Genomic DNA, 17,730 nt, shown 5'->3' with positions numbered 1-17,730 from the left:
TTAGCCGGGTGAGCGACATGCCGATCCCGCCCGAAATCGCCGACTGGTTCGCCGCGCGGGAGTGGCGCGTGCGGCGGCACCAGGCCGATATGCTCGCTGCCAGCGATGCAGGGCGCCACGCGCTGCTGGTCGCCGATACCGGCGCGGGCAAGACGCTCGCCGGATTCCTGCCCACGCTGGCCGATTTCGCGCCGTCACGGCTCGCCGGCGCACCGCCGCCCGAAGGCCTGCACACGCTCTACGTCTCGCCGCTGAAGGCGCTGGCGCACGACGTCCAGCGCAACCTGCTGGCGCCGATCGAGGAGATCGGCCTGCCGATCCGGGTCGAGACCCGCAGTGGCGACACGCCGTCGGACCGCAAGAAGCGCCAGCGTACGAAACCGCCGCATGTCCTGCTGACGACGCCCGAGAGCCTGTCGCTGCTGCTATCCTACCCGGAGAGCTTCGAGCTGTTCGCGGGACTGAAACGCGTGGTGATCGACGAGGTCCACGCCTTCGCCACCGGCAAGCGCGGCGACCTGCTCGCGCTTGCGCTTTCGCGGTTGCAAGCCATCGCCCCCGACATGCAGCGCGCGGCGCTGTCTGCGACGGTCGCCGATCCCGAGGGCTTCCGCGCATGGCTCGCTCCATGGGGCGATATCGACGAGGTAGCGCTGGTCGAAGGCGAGCAGGGTGCCGAGCCCGAGGTCGAGATCCTGCTCCCGCAGGAAGTGCGTGTCCCGTGGGGTGGGCATGCTGCGACCTGGGCGATCCCGCAGCTCTACGAGCTGATCAAGGCCAACCGGACCACGCTGGTCTTTACCAACACGCGCTTTCTCGCCGAATACACCTTCCAGAACCTGTGGGACGTCAACGAGGACAAACTGTCGATCGGCATCCACCACGGCTCGTTGTCGAAGGAGGCGCGGCGCAAGGTCGAGGGCGCGATGGCGCGCGGCGAATTGCGCGCCCTCGTCGCCACCGCCAGCCTCGATCTGGGTGTCGACTGGGGCGATATCGACCTCGTGGTGCAGATGGGCGCACCCAAGGGCTCTTCGCGACTGTTGCAGCGGATCGGGCGCGCCAACCACCGGCTCGACCAGCCGAGCCGCGCGATCCTCGTCCCCGGCAACCGATTCGAGTTCCTCGAGGCGACCGCGGCGAAGGAGGCGGTCGACGAAGGCCAGCGCGACGGCGAGGATTTCCGCCCCGGCGGGCTCGACGTGCTTGCCCAGCATGTGATGGCCTGTGTTTGCGCCGCCCCCTTCCGCGAGGAGGAGCTGCTCGCCGAGATCCGTTCGGCGCTGCCCTACGCCTGGGTGGATGCGGAGGTATGGCGCCGCGTCCTGCATTTCGTCGAGACCGGCGGTTATGCGCTCAAGGCCTACGATCGCTTCCGGCGGATCGTGCGCGAGAGGACCGGCCAGTGGCGGCTCACCCATCCCGACCATGCGGCACGCCACCGGCTCAATGCCGGGATCATCCTCGACGCGGAGATGCTCGACGTTCGCTTCCGGAACGGGCGTTCGCTCGGGCGGGTGGAGGAGCGGTTCGCCGCCTCGCTCTCGCCCGGAGACACCTTCGCCTTTGCGGGCATGAGTCTCGAGGTCGAGCGGATAAAGGACATGGAAATCACGGTCCGCGGGTCGAAGCACTCGGCGATGATCCCGAGCTATGGCGGCGCGCGATTGCCGCTCACCACGCACCTCGCGGGGAGGGTGCGCGCCATGCTGCTCGATTCGGCGGGTTGGGCGCGCTTTCCCGACGATGTGCGCGAATGGCTCGAAGTGCAGGATTGGCGCAGCGAGATGCCGTCGCCGGACCGGCTGCTGGTCGAGAGCTTCCCGCACGGACAGCGCGAATACAGCGTCTATTATACCTTCGCGGGGTGGAACGCGAACCAGTCGCTCGGCATGCTGATCACGCAGCGGATGGAGTCGCGCGGACTCCAGCCGCTGGGCTTCAACGCCAACGACTACTGCCTTGCCGTGTGGGGACTGAAACCGGTCGACGATCCGGCCTCGTTGCTCTCGCCCGACATCCTCGACGATGAATTCGTCGACTGGGTGCAGAATTCGCACCTGCTGCGCCGCGCCTTCCGCGAGGTGGCGGTGATTTCCGGCCTGGTCGAGCGCCAGCACCCCGGCAAGCGCAAGAGCGGCAAGCAGGTCACCTTCTCGACCGACCTGATCTACGACGTGCTGCGCAAATACGAGCCCGACCACGTGCTGATCGAGGCGGCCTGGGCCGACGCGAAGACCCGGATGACCGATATCGGACGACTCGCCGAGGTGCTCGAGACCGCGGCCGAGCGGCTATGCCATGTCGAACTCGACCGGGTCAGTCCGCTCGCCGTCCCGGTGATGGTGATGATCGGGCGTGAAAGCACGCCTCAGGGCTCGGTCGATGACGAATTGCTGCTTGAGGCGGAAAGCCTTGCCGGCCAGGCCATGACGCCCGAACGCGGCGAAGGCGGCGGACGCAAGCGCGCCCGCCGCCTCGGCGACTGATCATCTGTCGAACCGGGCGTAGAGATGGGTGTCGGCAAAGGCGAAATTACCGACCTCGACCCGGCGGACCAGATCGAGCACCTTGGCCGAACGATCGTAGCTCGCATTGGCGCTGGGCGCGAATTGCAGCTCGGGGGTCGGTACCATCAGCTTGGTGTCCTGGAGGAGGCCGACGAACTGCCGGTCGCTAACCGGTTCGCCGTTCCACAGGATGGCTCCAGCCTCGGAGATCACGACCCGGTTCTTCACCGGATCGGGCACGGTCGTGCCCGGTTCACCGGGGAGGTCGACCTCGATCCCGTTGGTGGCGATCGGGATGGTGATGATGAACATGATGAGGAGCACCAGCATCACGTCGATCAACGGCGTGGTGTTCATCTCGCCCATGGGACGGGAGTTGTCGGACATGTGCACTCTCCCGCGCGCGAGGGGAAAGACACTGCCGACAACCGCGCGCATCTCGCCGGCGGTCGGCCGAGGCTACGCCTGTTTTCAGTGATTTGGCAAGGGCATGAAAAAAGGGGCGGATTTCTCCGCCCCTTCCAATTTGGTCTGGATGTCGGTCCGATCAGTTCGCCGCGTTGACATTCAGCGGGTTGATATCGGTCTTCCCGAAGGTGGCGTAACGCTCGTTTCCGACGAAGCCGAACTTGGTGATGCCCGAACCCTTGATGATGTTGAGCACGTTCGCCGACAGGTCGTAGGACGCATTGGCTTCGGGCTCGAACTGCAGCTCGGGTTCGACCGGAAGCGCGAGCGACTGTTCGAGCAGGCCGAGCAGCTCACCGTCGGTCTTCTGTTCGCCGTTCCAGAGGATACGACCGTCCTGGGTGAGCACGACCTTGTTCTTGACCGGATCGATCTCGTCGAGATTCTCCGGCGGGTTCGACACCGGAAGGTCGATGTTCACCGCGTGGGTCGCCACGGGGATGGTGATGATGAACATGATGAGCAGAACGAGCATGACGTCGATCAACGGCGTCGTGTTCATTTCCATCATGGGGGAGCCGTCGTCCTTGCCGCCCGACATTGCCATGAGATTTACTCCTTGAATTCAGCGCCTGAAGGCGCGGATCAGATACCCGGTTCGGTCGGGTTCGAGATGAAGGCGACGATCGGGTAGCCCGAGATCTGCACGTTGAAGATCGCACCGGCGACACAGCGCCAGGGGGCTTCCTCGTCGGCACGGATGTGCACCTGCGGGATCTTTTCCGGGTCTTCCATCAGCGCTTCGGGGCCACCGGCGCGCTGCACGATTTGGTCCAGACGGTTGAACGACTGTTCCTGCAGCTCGGTCGAATCGACCGGGGTGATGTTGTTGTAATAGACCCGGCATTCGCCGTTGCGGCTCGCACCCATGTAACCCGGTTCGCCCGCATTGAGTCCGTTCGCGTCCGTCGTCGTGACCGTCAGCAGGAGGTTCTCGACCTTGTCGTCCGATTCGACCGATTCGATGATCGGGATACGGAGGTTCTCGATCTGCTGGATCGCGACCGGAACCGCGATCAGGAAGATGATCAGGAGCACCAGCATCACGTCCACCAGGGGCGTGGTGTTGATGTCCGACATCGGCGTCTCGCCGCCGCCGCCCGTCGAAACTGCCATGGCTTAAATCCTGTCTACGTAAATAGTCATTGGGGTTCGAAAGGGGCGGCGGGCCTAGGGCCGCCGCCCCGTATTCGATTAGCGCTTGGTGGGCGGCGTGGTGGTGCTGGTGCCCGGGGCGCCGGCCTTGGCCGGGACGGGCTTCGCAGCCGACGTCGCCTTGGCGGGGGCCGCGGTGGCCACGACCGGCTTCACCTTGCCGTCCGACGAGATGTAGGCGAGCACGTCGGTCGAGAAGCCGTGCAGCATCTCGGCGATCCGCTTGTTGCGCGCCTGCAGGTAGTTGTAGGCGAGCACGGCCGGAACAGCGACCAGCAGGCCGAGCGCGGTCATGATCAGCGCTTCGCCGACCGGGCCGGCGACCTTGTCGATCGAAGCCGAACCGGCGATGCCGATGTTAATCAGCGCGCGGTAGATACCGACGACCGTGCCGAACAGGCCGATGAACGGCGAGGTCGCGCCGACCGTGGCGAGGAACGGCAGGCCCGAAGCGAGCTTGGCGTTGATCGTATCTTCCGAGCGCGAGAGCGAGCCGTGCAGCCAGTCATGCGCTTCGAGGCTGTCGGTCATCCGCTGGTGCTGTTCTTCGGCGACGATGCCGTCGTCGACGATCTGGCGCCAGGCCGAGTCCTTCTCGAGCTTGGTCGCGCCTTCCTTGAGGCTGCTGGCACGCCAGAACGAGCCGCGCAGCTTCTTGTACTGACGCATGATCTTGGCCTGTTCGAAGAACTTGGTGAACAGGATGAAGAACGAGCCGAAGCTCATGATCGCCAGGATGATCACGGTCGCATAGGCGACGGCGCCGCCCTGCTCGAGCGCTTCCCAGAAACCGAAAGCGTTTTTGATCTCTTCGCCCTCGGCGGCGGCGGTTGCCAGGATTTCAAGCAGCATGGGTTAGGTCCTCTTCGAAAAAGTCGTCGTTTGTTTCAAGTGACGGTCGTGGTCGGCCGCCGGTCTCAGTCAAGCCTGTAGGTAAATGCGAAAGTCGTGGTGTCGCTGATCGCGTCGCCGGCGGCATTTTGCGCCGGTTCAAAGCGCGCATAACGCTCCATCCCGCGACAGGCGGCGCTGTCGAGATCGGAATGCCCACTCGACCCGGTCACCGAACAGGCGCTGACGCGGCCGTTGGCACCGATCGTGATCCGCATGGTGACGGTTCCTTCGCGGCCTTCGCGCTGGGCGCGGTTCGGATAGTCGCGCTGGATACGTCCCAGCGAGCCCATGTTCACCCGGGCCGGACGCGCCTGCGAAGGGGCGGGCGGCGGCGGCGGCGGGGGCGGCGGCGGCGCGACGACCGGCGCGGGCGGCGGGATCCTCAGCACCGGCGGGGCCGGCGGCGGGATGATCTGCGTCGTCCGCACGGGCGGCGGATTTGGGTTCACATTGACCCGGACCGGCGGTGCAACCGGCGGCGGCGGGGCCACGTCCTTCTGCGGCTCCGGCGGGGGCGGCGGCTCTTCCTCCGGGGGCGGCGGTTCCTCGATATCCACTGCCGTCACCCGCTCGGCGATCTTCTCGACAGCCTCGTATGCGAGACCGCTGATCAGGCCGTAGCCGATGGCGATATGGATGAGAGCAACGATGACAAAAGCGGTAACCTTGTTCCCGCTCATCTGTTGGTCAGCGTAAGCCATTCAGCCGCATCACTCCTGCTATTGGACCGGCGGGGGAGCCGATCCCGACGCATGCGCCTCCCACAGAGGAGAGGCACAACGCCTTCGTTAGTTATTGACCACTCTTGGTAACTGAACGTCTCGAGACCGGTCATTGGTTCCCGATCTGCTCCCGTCCCCACGAGCGGCACTGCTGTGCCAAGGCCGCTCCCACGGCCCGCATTTGCCGCCTGTAGCTGTTGCATGGTGGCGGCGCAACGCTTTCATGTTAACGCCCGATTCACGCGCCGGACGTTCTATCATTACGCCTTGTCCGGCTTGAACCGAACCTTAATTGCGCAGTCGAAAGGACCGCCAAATCCCTATGAAACAGGCGCTTCTTGCCCCTATCGCCCTCGCTGCTTCGGCCTGCTCGGGCGTTCCGTTCGTTTCCGAGGCCGCGGCCGAGGAGGCTCCGGCGCGCACGGACCTGACCTACGCGGACATCGTCGCCCTGGCCGAATCGGCGCCGATCGTGATCGAGGTCCGTCCCACCGAAGCGATCGAGCTCGAACCCGAACGCACACCCGGCCTCGCGCCCGGCATGGCACGGCTCTATGTCGAGGCGGACACGCTCCAGCTGCTCGGAGCGCGCTCGCCGATCGGGGCGACGGTCAAGTACCTGGTCGACCTGCCGCGCGATGCGAAGGGCAAGCCGCCGCGGATCGAAAAGACCCGCCAGCTCCTGTTCGCGCGCGCGGTGCCGCGCCGACCGGGCGAACTCCAGCTGGTCGCGCCCGATGCCCAGTTCCCCTCGGCTGACCCAATGCTGGTCCCTGCGACGATCAACATCCTGCAGGAACTCGCGGCGGACGATGCGCCCCCGGTCGTCACCGGCGTGCGCGAGACGATCCACGTGCCCGGCAACCTCGCCGGCGAGGGCGAGACGCAGATATTCCTCGAGGCGGGCGGCGAATCGGCCGCGATCACCGTGCGCCGTCGCCCGAACCAGCCGCGCCGCTGGGGCGTTTCCTTCACCGAGCTGGTGGCCGACGTGAACAATCCGCCGCGGCGCGAGACGCTGGTGTGGTATCGTCTCGCCTGCGCGCTGCCCGATACCTTGCCGCGTGCGAACGACCTGTCGGCCACCCGCGCTGATTCGCAGAAGGCCGCGGAGGACTATGCGTTCGTGATGGAGCAGCTGGGGTCTTGCAATCGCACGCGCTGATCCGCGTCCGGCCTAGTTTTCGGGAGCATCAGCGGGCGCCTCGTCGGGCTCGATCCGCGTCGCCGGATCGCGGCGTCCGCCGCCATTGTCATCGCCGCGCGGGGCAAGTCCGCGCGCCACGCGATCGGCGTCCGAGCCGGGCGGCGCTTCGGGAATCGCCTCGAGGTCGATGATCAGGACCGGCTCAGGGACGCTTCCGAACGGGATCGGGATGCCGTGATTGGGAATGCCGAACACGTCGGGTGCGCGCGGTACGTCGCCATAGGCATCCACGCGCTCGGGATCGATCCGTCGCGGCACGCGGAACTGCTCGTCATCGCGCGGGGCGCAGATGACCACGGTGTTGTTGAGCGGGTCGGCCTCGCATTCGGGCGGCAGCGGCGGGCCGACGACCGGTTCGCTCTCGGCGAGCACTTCGTCGGCGGTGAGCCCGGCTTCGGCGCCGTCGTCTTCGTCCGAAGGAACGCCTTGGGCCGACAGCGGAACGGCGAACGCGAGCAAAGCCCCGCCCAGCGACAAGCGAATTCTCGACAAGCTGCGGCCCCCTCTCTAAGCGCGCAGGCGAACGTGCGTTCCGGCGCTGAATAGGGAGTGAACATGTCCGATCTTACGCCGAGCAAAGTGCTCGATCGCGTCCTCGTCCTCGAAATGGTGCGCGTGACCGAAGCCGCCGCCGTCGCCGCTTCCAAACTGGTCGGACGTGGCGATGAGAAGGCCGCCGATGCCGCCGCTGTCGAAGCGATGCGCAAGGCCTTCGACGAGCTCTACATGGACGGCACCGTGGTGATCGGCGAGGGCGAACGCGACGAGGCTCCGATGCTGTATATCGGCGAGAAGGTCGGCGGGGCGCCGGGCAAGGGCCCCAAGATCGATATCGCGCTCGATCCGCTCGAGGGCACGACCATCACCGCCAAGGCCGGGCCCAACGCGCTGGCCGTGCTGGCAGCGGCGGAAGAAGGCTGCCTGCTTAACGCGCCGGACACCTACATGGACAAGCTCGCGGTTGGCCCCGGCTATCCGGAGGACATCATCGACCTCGCCAAGTCGCCGACCGAAAACGTCAAGGCGGTGGCCCAGGCCAAGGGCGTCGATCCGTCCGACATCGTGGTCTGCGTGCTCGACCGCGATCGTCATGCCGACCTGATCGCCGAACTACGTGGTCTCGGCTGCGGCGTGGTGCTGATCGGCGACGGCGACGTCGCGGGCGTGATCGCGGTGACCGATCCCGACACGACGATCGACATGTATATGGGCCAGGGCGGTGCGCCCGAAGGCGTGCTCGCGGCGGCGGCGCTGCGCTGCGTCGGCGGGCAGTTCAATGGCCGCCTCGTCTTCCGCAACGAAGACGAGAAGGAACGCGCCCGCAAATGGGGCATCGCGGACGAGGATTTCGACAAGATATACAAGCTCGACGAACTCGCCCGCGGCGATTGCATCTTTGCCGCGACCGGCGTGACCGACGGCTCGCTGCTCGAAGGGGTCAAGCGCCTGCGCGGTGGCAAGATGACCACCGAAAGCGTGGTGATGCGCGCCTCGAGCGGCACTGTGCGCTGGATCAGGGGCGAGCACCACAAGGGGTAAAACCGCCCCGCGGCGCTGTCGTCCGGGCGACCGCTCCGCTAAGTCCGTACCGAATCGCGGCGCAATTACAGGAATACCTCTCATGAAGATCATGTCGGCCAACTCGAACCTGCCGCTGGCGCGGGCGATCGCGGGCTATCTCGAAATGCCTCTGACCGATGCCTCGGTGCGCCGCTTCGCCGACGAGGAAATCTTCGTCGAGATCCATGAAAACGTGCGCGGCGAGGATGTATTCCTGATCCAGTCGACCAGCTTTCCCGCGAACGACAACCTCATGGAACTGCTGATCTGCATCGACGCGCTGCGCCGCGCTTCGGCGCAGCGGATCACCGCCGTGATCCCCTATTTCGGCTACGCCCGGCAGGACCGGAAGCCCGGCCCGCGCACGCCGATCTCGGCCAAGCTGGTGGCGAATTTGATCACCGAGGCGGGCGCCGACCGCGTGCTCTCGGTCGACCTGCATGCCGGGCAGATCCAGGGCTTCTTCGATATCCCGACCGACAATCTCTATGCTGCGCCAGTGATGGCGGCCGATATCCAGGCGCGATACGGCGACCAGGACCTGATGGTGGTCTCGCCCGATGTCGGCGGCGTGGTGCGCGCCCGCGCGCTCGCCAAGCGGCTGGACAACGCCCCGCTGGCGATCGTCGACAAGCGCCGCGATCGCCCCGGCGAATCCGAGGTGATGAACATCATCGGCGACGTGAAGGGCCGCCACTGCATCCTCATCGACGACATTATCGATTCGGGCGGCACGCTGTGCAACGCGGCCGAAGCCCTGCTCGAACAGGGTGCCAAGTCGGTCGCCGCCTATATTACCCACGGCGTGCTTTCGGGCGGCGCGGTGGCGCGGGTCGACAAGAGCTCGCTGACCGAACTGGTCGTCACCGACACGATCCGCGCGACCGATGCAGCCAGCGATAGCAAGCGCATCCGCTATCTCACCATCGCTCCGCTCATCGGCGAAGCCGTCCGCCGCATCGCCGACGAAAGCTCGGTCAGCTCGCTGTTCGACTGACATGGCGAGCGTGGACGACCTGAAACTCGCCCACCGCCTTGCCGACGCGGCGGGAGAGGTCATTCGGCCGATGTTCCGCGGTGAATGGGCGAGCGAGCGCAAGCCTGACAAGTCGCCGGTCACCGAAGCCGACAAGGCTGCCGAACAGGCTATCCGCGCGATCCTCGAGGCCGAGTGCCCCGATGACGGGATCCACGGCGAGGAATACGGCCTGACCAATGAGAACGCCGGGCGTCGCTGGGTGCTCGATCCGATCGACGGCACGATCAGCTTCATGGCCGGGCGCCCGATCTTCGGCACGCTGATCGCCCTGCTGCAGGATGGCTGGCCGGTGCTCGGGATCATCGACCAGCCGATCGTCGGCGAACGCTGGGCGGGCCGGATCGGCGAGGGCACGACTTTCAACGGTGCGCCGGTGCGCGCGCGCAGCTGCAAGTCGCTTGACGAGGCCGTTCTGGCGACCAGTAGTCCGCATTATTTCTCCGCCGACGAGGCCGAACCCTACATGCAGCTTGCCTCCAGCGTCGGCGGCAACGAGCGTCAGGGGACGATCGTCTATGGCGGTGATTGCTACAATTACGGCCTGCTCGCGGGCGGCCACCTCGATATCGTCTGCGAGGCGGGACTCGCGATCTACGATTACGCCGCGCTGGTTCCGGTGGTCGAAGGTGCCGGCGGCACGATGAGCGACTGGCAGGGCAACCCGCTCGATCGCGACAGCGACGGCACCGTTCTGGCGCTCGGCGACCCGGCGCGGCTCGAGGACGTGCTCGAGGCCATGGCGAACGTGCAACACTCGCACTGAATCGCGCGCCACCTGCAGTGCCGCGACGTTTATGCGATTGCCGTTCAGGATCAGCCCGCTATCCGAATTCCCGCCCGCCAATCGGGGGGCTTGAAGAGGGTTTCATTCGATGAAGAAATTGCTTGTTGCGGTGGCCTGCGTCGCCCTGCTGCCCGTGCCTGCCTTCGCGCAGGAAACGGGTGACTATTACGATGACGAGCCGGTTCCGTTTGCACGTGACGGTCTGCGGCTCGAAGGCCGCATCCTGTGGGAGCGGATCAACGATCCCGACGAAGCGGCCGGTATCAATTACGAGCTCGGCTCGGGCGTCGCATTCGGCGGCGAGATCGGTTACGACATCGCGGTCAGCGACACGGTCGCGATCGGTCCGTTCGTGAGCTACGAAGCCTCGAGCGTCGAGGAATGCGACGGCGGGTTGTGCGTGTCGAGCGACGGCTATTTCGTCGCCGGCCTGCATGCCGGATTTGCGTCGGGTACCAACAGCCAGTTCTACGCCAAGGCGGGTTATTCGCAGCAGACGATCGCGGTCGAAGGCACGTTCAACGACCCGGTGTTCGGTCCGGTCACGCTCGACGAGAGCGAAACCGGCGGCGGCTATCAGTTCGCCTTCGGCTACGAGCAGGGCTTCGGCAGCAACGCCTATGGCCGCGTCGAGCTCGGCATCGGCGAGAACTACGATCTCTACAGCTTCGATTTCCAGCGCGTGAGCGGCGGGGTCGCCTTCGGCGTCCGTTTCTAAGCCTACCGATCGACACTTGCTCGAGGGGCGCCGGTTTCGGCGCCCCTTTCTTTTGCGAAACCTTGTTTCGGCCCGGGGCGTTACAGGCCCATGGCAGACAAGCAGACGATCCTCGTGACCGGCGCGGGCAACGGCATCGGCCGGGCCGTGCTGACCCACTTCCACGGCCTCGGCTGGCGCGTGATCGGGCTCGATACCGACGAGGAGGCGCTGGCCGAACTGCGCGCCGCCCTCCCGCAGGACAGCGCATTGCTGATCGCGTGCGACGTGGGTGTCGAGGATGCGGTCGCGAAGGCGTTTGCGCAGATCGGCGACTGGCTCGGGGACGACCCGCTCGCCTGCCTCGTCAACAATGCCGCGATCGCCGATCCCTATTGCGGTCCGCTCGAGGATCTCGCGCTGACCGATTGGCAGCGCTGGATCGACGCCTGCCTGACCGCTGCCTTCCTCGTCAGCCGCGCCGCGGTGCCTCTGCTGCGGCGGGGGGAGGGTGCGAGTATTGCCAACATATCTTCCACCCGCGCGGTGATGAGCGAACCCGACACCTTCGCCTATGCCGCATCGAAGGGTGGGATCGATGCGCTGACGCATTCCATGGCGGTGTCGCTCGGGCCCGATATTCGGGTGAACGCGATCCGCCCGGGCTGGATCGAGACCGGCCCTTGGCAGAAGGAATCGCAACGCAGCGTTCCCGATCATCGCAAGAAGGATCGCGCGCAGCACCCCGTGGGGCGCGTCGGCAGGCCTGAAGACATCGCCGAAGCGGTCGCCTATTTCCACGCCGCGGGATTCGTCACCGGGCAGCATCTCAACGTCGATGGTGGCATGACGGCCAAGATGATCTACGAAGACTGACATGACAGGCGAACTGGACGGCAGGATCGCGCTCGTGACGGGCGCCGCACGCGGGCTCGGCTTCGAGATCGCGGCGCGGTTGCACGAGCGTGGGGCGACGGTCTGGCTCAACGGACGCGACGATGGGGCGCTGCGTGCGGCGGCGGAGCGGATCGGCCCGCGTGCCCGCCCGCTCGCCTTCGATATCGCAGAAGATGCCGCGACCGCGGCGACCTTCGCCGGACTTGCTGCCGATGGTCTCGACATCCTCGTCAACAATGTCGGCCAGCGCGACCGACGCCCGCTCGACCGGCTGGCGCGACGCGACATGGCGGCAATGCTCGACGTCAACCTGGTCGCGCCGTTCGACCTTGCACGTCGCGCAGTGCCGCTGATGCGCGCGCGGGGCTATGGGCGGATCGTCAATATCACCTCGATCGCCGCCGATATCGCGCGCGGAGACGTGCTCTACACCGCAAGCAAGGGCGGGCTGGCCGCGCTCACAAGGGCGCTGGCCGCGGAACTGGGTGAGCACGCAATCACGGTCAACGCGGTTGCTCCGGGCTATTTCGCGACCGAGGCCAATGCCGAAATGGTCGACGATCCCGAGATCGCCGCGCATCTCGCGCGCCGAACCTCGCTCGGTCGCTGGGGCGCGCCGGACGAAATCGCCGGCGCGGTGGCCTTCCTCGCTTCGCCGCAAGCGAGCTACATCACCGGGCAGACGCTGGCGGTCGATGGCGGGTACCTGACCCACTTCTGACTTGCATTTGTCGCGCAAAACGCTATCTGCGCGGCCTTCACCGACACATGAATCGGAGATCGGCCTGGCCGTAAGGGCTGCCAGGGCTGGTCGAATGTGTCTCTGACTAGGAGATGAAAATGCCCAAGCTGAAGACCAAGAGCGGCGTGAAGAAGCGCTTCAAGCTCACTGCCACCGGCAAGGTCAAGCATGGTGTCGCCGGCAAGCGCCACCGCCTGATCAGCCACAACGCCAAGTACATCCGCCAGCAGCGCGGGACCAAGGTTCTCGCCAAGGCCGATCAGGCCGCGGTGAAGAAATGGGCCCCCTACGGCCTGTCTTGAGCCGGTTAGAGCAGGAGTAAGAACACATGCCTCGCATCAAACGCGGCGTCACCACGCGCCAGAAGCACAAGCGGCTGCTCGACCAGGCCAAGGGCTATCGCGGTCGTCGCAAGAACACCATTCGCGTTGCGCGCCAGGCCGTCGAAAAGGCCGGCCAGTACGCCTATCGCGACCGCAAGGTCAAAAAGCGGAATTTCCGCGCGCTCTGGATCCAGCGCATCAACGCTGCGGTCCGCGCCGAAGGGATCACCTATTCGCAGTTCATGCACGGCGTTAAGCTCGCCGGCATCGAGCTCGACCGCAAGGTGATGGCCGATCTCGCCATGAACGAGAGCGCCGCCTTTACGCACATCATCAAGCAGGCGAAGGATGCGCTTCCCGCCTGATTGGTCGATGTCTTGAATTCGAAGGAAGCGCCGCCCCTCCACGGGGTGGCGCTTTTTTCTTGTCCCGCTAAGAGACCCGCCATGAGTGACGACACGCAATTGAACGAGACCCTCGCCGCGATCGATGCGGCGGACGATGCCGATGCGCTGGAGGCGATCCGCGTAGCCGCGCTGGGCAAGAAGGGCTGGGTCTCGGCCCTGCTCAAGACGCTCGGCGGGATGAGCCCCGAGGAACGCCAGGTCGAGGGCCCCAAGATCCAGGGCACGCGCGCGGCCGTCGCCGATGCGATTTCAGCGAAGAAGCAGGCGCTCGACGATGCGGAGCTGGAGGCGCGACTGGCCTCGGAAAGGCTCGACCTGACGCTGCCCGCGCCCGAAAAGCCGAGCGGCTCGATCCACCCGGTCAGCCGGGTGATGGAAGAGCTGGCGGAAATCTTCGCCGATCTCGGCTTCACCGTCGCGACCGGGCCGGAGATCGAGGACGACTGGCACAATTTCACCGCGCTCAACATGGCCGAGACGCATCCCGCGCGTGCGATGCACGACACGTTCTATTTCCCGGACAAGGATGCCGAAGGGCGCGCGATGCTGTTGCGCACGCATACCTCGCCGGTCCAGATCCGGTCGATGGTAGAGAACGGTGCGCCGGTCCGCCTGATTGCCCCGGGCCGCGTCTACCGCTCGGACAGCGACGCGACGCACACGCCGATGTTCCACCAGATCGAAGGACTGGTGATCGACAAGGATATCCATCTCGGCCACCTCAAATGGACGCTCGAGACCTTCCTCAAGGCGTTCTTCGAGACCGAGGACATCGTCCTGCGGCTGCGCCCTTCCTATTTCCCCTTCACCGAGCCCTCGGTCGAGGTCGATGTCGGTTACCGCAAGGAAGGAAACAGGCGCGTGGTCGGCGGAAACGGCGACGATCCGGGGCACGACTGGATGGAGCTGCTTGGCAGCGGCATGATCAATGCCCGGGTGCTCGAATTCGCCGGGCTCGATGCCGGAAAATGGCAGGGTTTCGCCTTCGGCGTCGGCGTCGATCGCCTCGCCATGCTCAAATACGGAATGGACGATCTACGCGCCTTTTTCGACGGCGACGTGCGCTGGCTCGACCATTACGGCTTCGATCCGCTGGCCGTTCCAACCCTTTCCTCCGGCGTGGGAGAACGCGCATGAAGTTCTCGCTCGAATGGCTGAAGCACTTCCTCGACACCGAGGCCGATGCCGCGCAGATCGCCGAGACGCTCAATGCGATCGGACTCGAGGTCGAAGGCGTCGAAGACCCGGCCGAACGTCTCGCCGGTTTCCGGGTCGCCGAGGTCCTCACCGCCGAGAAGCACCCCGATGCCGACAAGCTCCAGGTGCTTACGGTCGATACCGGTGAAGGCGACCCGCTGCAGGTTGTCTGCGGCGCGCCCAATGCGCGCGCGGGCATGAAGGGCGTGCTCGGCCTGCCCGGCGCGGTGGTGCCGACCAACGGTATGGAATTGCGCAAGAGCGCGATCCGCGGGGTCGAATCGAACGGCATGATGTGCTCGGTGCGCGAGCTCGAATTGGGCGACGAGCATGACGGGATCATCGAACTGCCCGGGGATGCCCCGGTCGGGCAAGCCTTTGCCGATTACGCTGCTTCCTCGCCGATCTTCGATGTCGCGATCACCCCCAACCGCCCCGATTGCATGGGCGTGATGGGGATCGCGCGCGATCTCGCGGCGGCGGGGCTCGGCACGTTCAAGCCGGTCGAGGTGCCCGCGATCGACGGCGCGGGCGCGTGCCCGGTCGAGGTGCGGACCGACGATGCGCAAGGCTGCCCGGCCTTCCACGCGCGCGTCATTCGCGGCGTCAAGAACGGCGCTTCGCCCGAGTGGTTGCAGAAGCGGCTCATCGATGCGGGCCAGCGACCGATTTCGGCATTGGTCGATTGCACCAATTACCTGATGCTCGCCTGCGGCCGCCCGGCCCATGTCTACGACCTCGCCAAGCTGTCGGGCGCGGTGGTCGCGCGGCGCGCGAAAGATGGCGAAACGGTCGAGGCATTGAACGGCAAGACCTACACGCTCGACGACAGCATGACCGTGATCGCCGACGACGAAGGCGTGCACGATATCGGCGGGATCATGGGCGGCGAGCACAGTTCGGTCACCGGCGAGACCACCGACGTGCTGCTCGAGATCGCCTATTTCGAGCCCGAGGCGATCGGTGTGACTGGGCGCAAGCTCGGCCTTGCCACCGACGCGCGCACGCGGTTCGAGCGCGGAGTCGATCCCGCCTTCCTCGATGACGGGCTGGCGCTGCTCACCGACCTGATCGTGCAGACCTGCGGCGGCGAGCCGACCGAGGTCACCGTGGCGGGCAAGGCTCCGGCTGATGCCAGGACCCTCCAGTTCGATCCGGCGCTCACCGCCAATCTCGGCGGCGTCGAGATCGCCGAGGACGAACAGCGGCGCATCCTCGAATCGCTCGATTTCTCGGTCGATGCCGACTGGCAGGTCATCTGCCCGCCGCGCCGTCATGATATCGAAGGCGCCGCCGACCTCGTCGAGGAAGTCGTGCGCATTCACGGCCTCGACAAGGTCGAGAGCGTCGCGTTGCCGCGGGCAGAAGGCGTTGCACGACCCACTGCGACCGCCGAGCAGAAGCTCGAGCGCCGGGTGCGCCGTGCGGCTGCGGCCCGCGGGCTGCACGAGGCGGTGACCTGGTCGTTCCTGCCGACCGACGTGGCCGAGCGCTTCGCCGAAGAGGGCGCGCAGCTCTGGTCGCTGGCAAATCCGATCAGTGAAGACCTCAAGACCATGCGGCCCTCGCTGCTGCCCGGACTCCTCATGGCGGTGCAGCGGAACCTCGATCGCGGCGCTACGTCGTTGCGGCTGTTCGAGGTCGGGCGCCGCTACGGTCGCGGCAAGAATGGCGCGAGCGACGAACAGCTGACGCTCGGCGCGGTGTTCGCGGGGGACAAGACCCCGCGCGGCTGGGCGACCGGCAAGGCGCAGGGATTCGACGCCTACGATGCCAAGGGCGAGGCGCTGGCCTTGCTCGCGGCGGCGGGCGCCCCGGTCGACAACCTGATGGTATTCGGCGAGGCAGGGCCGCAATTCCACCCCGGCCAGTCGGGCACGCTTCGCTTGGGGCCGAAGAATGTGCTCGCGCGATTCGGCATGCTTCATCCGCGGACCATCGAGAGCTTCGATGTGGATGCACCGGTCGCGGCGGTCGAAATCTACCTCGACGCACTGCCCAAGGGCCGCAAGTCGGACTTTGCCCGCCCGGCCTATGCGCCCCCGGCGCTGCAGGCAGTCAAGCGCGACTTCGCCTTCCTGTTCGATGCCGAAAAGCCCGCCAGCGACCTGCTTCGCGCGGTCAGGGGCGCGGACAAGACGCATATCGTCGATGCGCGTATCTTCGACGATTTCCGAGGGTCAGGCGTGCCCGAAGGCAAGCGTTCGCTGGCGATCGAGGTCACGCTCCAGCCAGGCGAAAAGAGCTTCACCGAGCAGGAGCTCAAGGCGATCTCCGACGCCATTACCGCCGCGGCGTCCAAGCAGGGTGGGGAGTTGAGAGGATGACCAAGACCGCATTCGTTTCGGGCGCGACCGCAGGCATCGGCAAGGCCACCGTAGTGGCACTGGTCAAGGCCGGCTGGCGCTGCGTCGCCACCGGGCGGCGCAAGGAGCGGCTCGATGCTCTGGTCGCCGAACTCGGCGCCGACAAGGTGCATCCCTGCGTGTTCGACGTGCGCGACGGTGAAACTATGGATGCCGCGATCGCCGCGCTTCCGGCGGAGTTCGCCGGGATCGACCTGCTGGTGAACAATGCCGGTCTCGCGCAGGGGCTCGCGCCCGCGCAGGAGGCTGATCTCGACGATTGGCAGACCATGATCGACACCAATGTCTCGGCGATGGTGCGGTTGACGCGCAAGCTGCTGCCGGGGCTAATCGAGCGCAAGGGAGCCATCGTCACCATCGGCTCGGTCGCGGGCAGCTACATCTACCCCGGTGGCAACGTCTATGCCGGGTCGAAGGCCTTCGCCAATCATTTCACGCTAGCCCTCCGGGCCGATCTCCACGGCACCGGGGTGCGCGTGACCTGCATCGAGCCGGGGATGGTCGAGACCGAGTTCACCATGGTGCGTACCGGGAGCCAGCAGGCCTCGGACGATCTCTACCGCGGGGCCGATCCGATGACGGCGGAGGATATCGCGGATACCGTGCTGTGGATCGCCGAGCTGCCGCCGCATCTCAACATCAACCGGATCGAGCTGATGCCCGTCACGCAGGACTTCGCGGGCTTCCGCGTCGCGCGCGACAAGGACTGACTCGACGAGTTCTCAAAAGAAAGGGGCGGCGCCTCGCGGCACCGCCCCTCCC

At 66.1% G+C, this 17,730-nt stretch carries 19 protein-coding genes; 13 read left to right on the top strand and 6 right to left on the bottom strand.

Annotated features, from left to right (window positions below; translation table 11 throughout):
- The first annotated feature begins 17 nt into the window (after positions 1-17).
- Positions 18-2,489 (top strand): ligase-associated DNA damage response DEXH box helicase, encoded by a 2,472-nt coding sequence (locus IEW49_RS11490; protein WP_188642785.1) that lies wholly within the window; start codon positions 18-20, stop codon positions 2,487-2,489.
- On the opposite strand, the gene IEW49_RS11485 is transcribed toward IEW49_RS11490, so the two are convergent.
- From IEW49_RS11485 to IEW49_RS11465, 5 genes are all read right to left on the bottom strand, one after another.
- Positions 2,490-2,897 carry an ExbD/TolR family protein gene (locus tag IEW49_RS11485; RefSeq protein ID WP_188642784.1) on the bottom strand — a complete coding sequence of 136 codons (408 nt, stop codon included), beginning with the start codon at positions 2,895-2,897 and terminating at the stop codon, positions 2,490-2,492.
- A gap of 160 nt (positions 2,898-3,057) precedes the next feature.
- Positions 3,058-3,525 carry an ExbD/TolR family protein gene (locus IEW49_RS11480; protein WP_188642783.1) on the bottom strand — a complete coding sequence of 156 codons (468 nt, stop codon included), beginning with the start codon at positions 3,523-3,525 and terminating at the stop codon, positions 3,058-3,060.
- 38 nt (positions 3,526-3,563) lie between these two features.
- Positions 3,564-4,094: an ExbD/TolR family protein gene (locus IEW49_RS11475; protein ID WP_188642782.1), complete on the bottom strand. Its 531-nt coding sequence runs from the start codon at positions 4,092-4,094 to the stop codon at positions 3,564-3,566.
- 78 nt (positions 4,095-4,172) lie between these two features.
- On the bottom strand, positions 4,173-4,985 hold the full coding sequence (locus IEW49_RS11470; RefSeq protein WP_188642781.1) for a MotA/TolQ/ExbB proton channel family protein: 813 nt from the start codon (positions 4,983-4,985) through the stop codon (positions 4,173-4,175).
- Between the two features lie 65 nt (positions 4,986-5,050).
- Positions 5,051-5,728 (bottom strand): energy transducer TonB, encoded by a 678-nt coding sequence (locus tag IEW49_RS11465; protein WP_188642780.1) that lies wholly within the window; start codon positions 5,726-5,728, stop codon positions 5,051-5,053.
- Between the two features lie 343 nt (positions 5,729-6,071).
- On the opposite strand from IEW49_RS11465, the gene IEW49_RS11460 reads away from it, so the two are divergent.
- Positions 6,072-6,914 (top strand): hypothetical protein, encoded by an 843-nt coding sequence (locus IEW49_RS11460; protein WP_188642779.1) that lies wholly within the window; start codon positions 6,072-6,074, stop codon positions 6,912-6,914.
- A 12-nt stretch (positions 6,915-6,926) separates the two neighbouring features.
- Here the strand turns inward: IEW49_RS11460 and IEW49_RS11455 are convergent, their stop codons facing one another.
- Complete coding sequence (locus IEW49_RS11455) at positions 6,927-7,448, bottom strand: hypothetical protein (RefSeq protein WP_188642778.1); 522 nt, start codon at positions 7,446-7,448, stop codon at positions 6,927-6,929.
- Positions 7,449-7,511: 63 nt separating this feature from the next.
- Between IEW49_RS11455 and glpX the strand changes: the two genes are divergently transcribed.
- The 11 genes from glpX (at position 7,512) to IEW49_RS11400 (ending at position 17,678) form a co-directional block, all read left to right on the top strand.
- Positions 7,512-8,495 (top strand): class II fructose-bisphosphatase, encoded by a 984-nt coding sequence (gene glpX, locus IEW49_RS11450; RefSeq protein WP_188642777.1) that lies wholly within the window; start codon positions 7,512-7,514, stop codon positions 8,493-8,495.
- Positions 8,496-8,577: 82 nt separating this feature from the next.
- Positions 8,578-9,513, top strand: a complete 936-nt coding sequence (locus IEW49_RS11445; protein WP_188642776.1) for a ribose-phosphate pyrophosphokinase — start codon at positions 8,578-8,580, stop codon at positions 9,511-9,513.
- Between the two features lies 1 nt (position 9,514).
- The gene (locus IEW49_RS11440) at positions 9,515-10,318 is read left to right on the top strand and encodes an inositol monophosphatase family protein (protein WP_188642775.1); all 804 of its coding nucleotides are present in this window, start codon (positions 9,515-9,517) and stop codon (positions 10,316-10,318) included.
- 109 nt (positions 10,319-10,427) lie between these two features.
- Positions 10,428-11,057 (top strand): outer membrane protein, encoded by a 630-nt coding sequence (locus IEW49_RS11435; RefSeq protein ID WP_188642774.1) that lies wholly within the window; start codon positions 10,428-10,430, stop codon positions 11,055-11,057.
- A 90-nt stretch (positions 11,058-11,147) separates the two neighbouring features.
- Complete coding sequence (locus tag IEW49_RS11430; protein WP_188642773.1) at positions 11,148-11,912, top strand: SDR family NAD(P)-dependent oxidoreductase; 765 nt, start codon at positions 11,148-11,150, stop codon at positions 11,910-11,912.
- Between the two features lies 1 nt (position 11,913).
- Positions 11,914-12,654 carry an SDR family oxidoreductase gene (locus IEW49_RS11425; RefSeq protein WP_188642772.1) on the top strand — a complete coding sequence of 247 codons (741 nt, stop codon included), beginning with the start codon at positions 11,914-11,916 and terminating at the stop codon, positions 12,652-12,654.
- Positions 12,655-12,773: 119 nt separating this feature from the next.
- Positions 12,774-12,977, top strand: coding sequence for a 50S ribosomal protein L35 (rpmI, locus tag IEW49_RS11420; protein ID WP_188642771.1), 204 nt, complete (start codon positions 12,774-12,776; stop codon positions 12,975-12,977).
- A 26-nt stretch (positions 12,978-13,003) separates the two neighbouring features.
- The gene (gene rplT / locus IEW49_RS11415; protein ID WP_188642770.1) at positions 13,004-13,363 is read left to right on the top strand and encodes a 50S ribosomal protein L20; all 360 of its coding nucleotides are present in this window, start codon (positions 13,004-13,006) and stop codon (positions 13,361-13,363) included.
- Positions 13,364-13,444: 81 nt separating this feature from the next.
- A complete protein-coding gene (gene pheS / locus IEW49_RS11410; RefSeq protein WP_188642769.1) occupies positions 13,445-14,542 on the top strand; it encodes a phenylalanine--tRNA ligase subunit alpha in 1,098 nt (365 codons plus the stop codon).
- On the top strand, positions 14,539-16,929 hold the full coding sequence (gene pheT, locus IEW49_RS11405; RefSeq protein ID WP_188642768.1) for a phenylalanine--tRNA ligase subunit beta: 2,391 nt from the start codon (positions 14,539-14,541) through the stop codon (positions 16,927-16,929). The genes pheS and pheT overlap by 4 nt, the downstream gene beginning before the upstream one ends.
- Positions 16,926-17,678, top strand: coding sequence for an SDR family NAD(P)-dependent oxidoreductase (locus IEW49_RS11400; protein WP_188642767.1), 753 nt, complete (start codon positions 16,926-16,928; stop codon positions 17,676-17,678). The genes pheT and IEW49_RS11400 overlap by 4 nt, the downstream gene beginning before the upstream one ends.
- Positions 17,679-17,730 lie beyond the last annotated feature (52 nt).

Source organism: Pseudoblastomonas marina, from assembly GCF_014641655.1.
Taxonomy (GTDB): domain Bacteria; phylum Pseudomonadota; class Alphaproteobacteria; order Sphingomonadales; family Sphingomonadaceae; genus Alteriqipengyuania_A; species Alteriqipengyuania_A marina.
This window is presented reverse-complemented; position numbering and strand designations above follow the sequence as displayed.

What these genes read in the sequence shown, in the direction of transcription:
- IEW49_RS11490 (WP_188642785.1), top strand. Translation starts at nt 18, where the DNA reads ATGCCGATCCCGCCCGAAATCGCCGACTGGTTCGCCGCGCGGGAGTGG.
- IEW49_RS11485 (WP_188642784.1), bottom strand. Translation starts at nt 2,897, where the DNA reads ATGTCCGACAACTCCCGTCCCATGGGCGAGATGAACACCACGCCGTTG.
- IEW49_RS11435 (WP_188642774.1), top strand. Translation starts at nt 10,428, where the DNA reads ATGAAGAAATTGCTTGTTGCGGTGGCCTGCGTCGCCCTGCTGCCCGTG.
- IEW49_RS11480 (WP_188642783.1), bottom strand. Translation starts at nt 3,525, where the DNA reads ATGGCAATGTCGGGCGGCAAGGACGACGGCTCCCCCATGATGGAAATG.
- IEW49_RS11440 (WP_188642775.1), top strand. Translation starts at nt 9,515, where the DNA reads ATGGCGAGCGTGGACGACCTGAAACTCGCCCACCGCCTTGCCGACGCG.
- rplT (WP_188642770.1), top strand. Translation starts at nt 13,004, where the DNA reads ATGCCTCGCATCAAACGCGGCGTCACCACGCGCCAGAAGCACAAGCGG.
- IEW49_RS11460 (WP_188642779.1), top strand. Translation starts at nt 6,072, where the DNA reads ATGAAACAGGCGCTTCTTGCCCCTATCGCCCTCGCTGCTTCGGCCTGC.
- pheT (WP_188642768.1), top strand. Translation starts at nt 14,539, where the DNA reads ATGAAGTTCTCGCTCGAATGGCTGAAGCACTTCCTCGACACCGAGGCC.
- IEW49_RS11445 (WP_188642776.1), top strand. Translation starts at nt 8,578, where the DNA reads ATGAAGATCATGTCGGCCAACTCGAACCTGCCGCTGGCGCGGGCGATC.
- glpX (WP_188642777.1), top strand. Translation starts at nt 7,512, where the DNA reads ATGTCCGATCTTACGCCGAGCAAAGTGCTCGATCGCGTCCTCGTCCTC.
- pheS (WP_188642769.1), top strand. Translation starts at nt 13,445, where the DNA reads ATGAGTGACGACACGCAATTGAACGAGACCCTCGCCGCGATCGATGCG.
- IEW49_RS11430 (WP_188642773.1), top strand. Translation starts at nt 11,148, where the DNA reads ATGGCAGACAAGCAGACGATCCTCGTGACCGGCGCGGGCAACGGCATC.
- IEW49_RS11475 (WP_188642782.1), bottom strand. Translation starts at nt 4,094, where the DNA reads ATGGCAGTTTCGACGGGCGGCGGCGGCGAGACGCCGATGTCGGACATC.
- IEW49_RS11400 (WP_188642767.1), top strand. Translation starts at nt 16,926, where the DNA reads ATGACCAAGACCGCATTCGTTTCGGGCGCGACCGCAGGCATCGGCAAG.
- IEW49_RS11425 (WP_188642772.1), top strand. Translation starts at nt 11,914, where the DNA reads ATGACAGGCGAACTGGACGGCAGGATCGCGCTCGTGACGGGCGCCGCA.
- rpmI (WP_188642771.1), top strand. Translation starts at nt 12,774, where the DNA reads ATGCCCAAGCTGAAGACCAAGAGCGGCGTGAAGAAGCGCTTCAAGCTC.
- IEW49_RS11465 (WP_188642780.1), bottom strand. Translation starts at nt 5,728, where the DNA reads ATGGCTTACGCTGACCAACAGATGAGCGGGAACAAGGTTACCGCTTTT.
- IEW49_RS11470 (WP_188642781.1), bottom strand. Translation starts at nt 4,985, where the DNA reads ATGCTGCTTGAAATCCTGGCAACCGCCGCCGCCGAGGGCGAAGAGATC.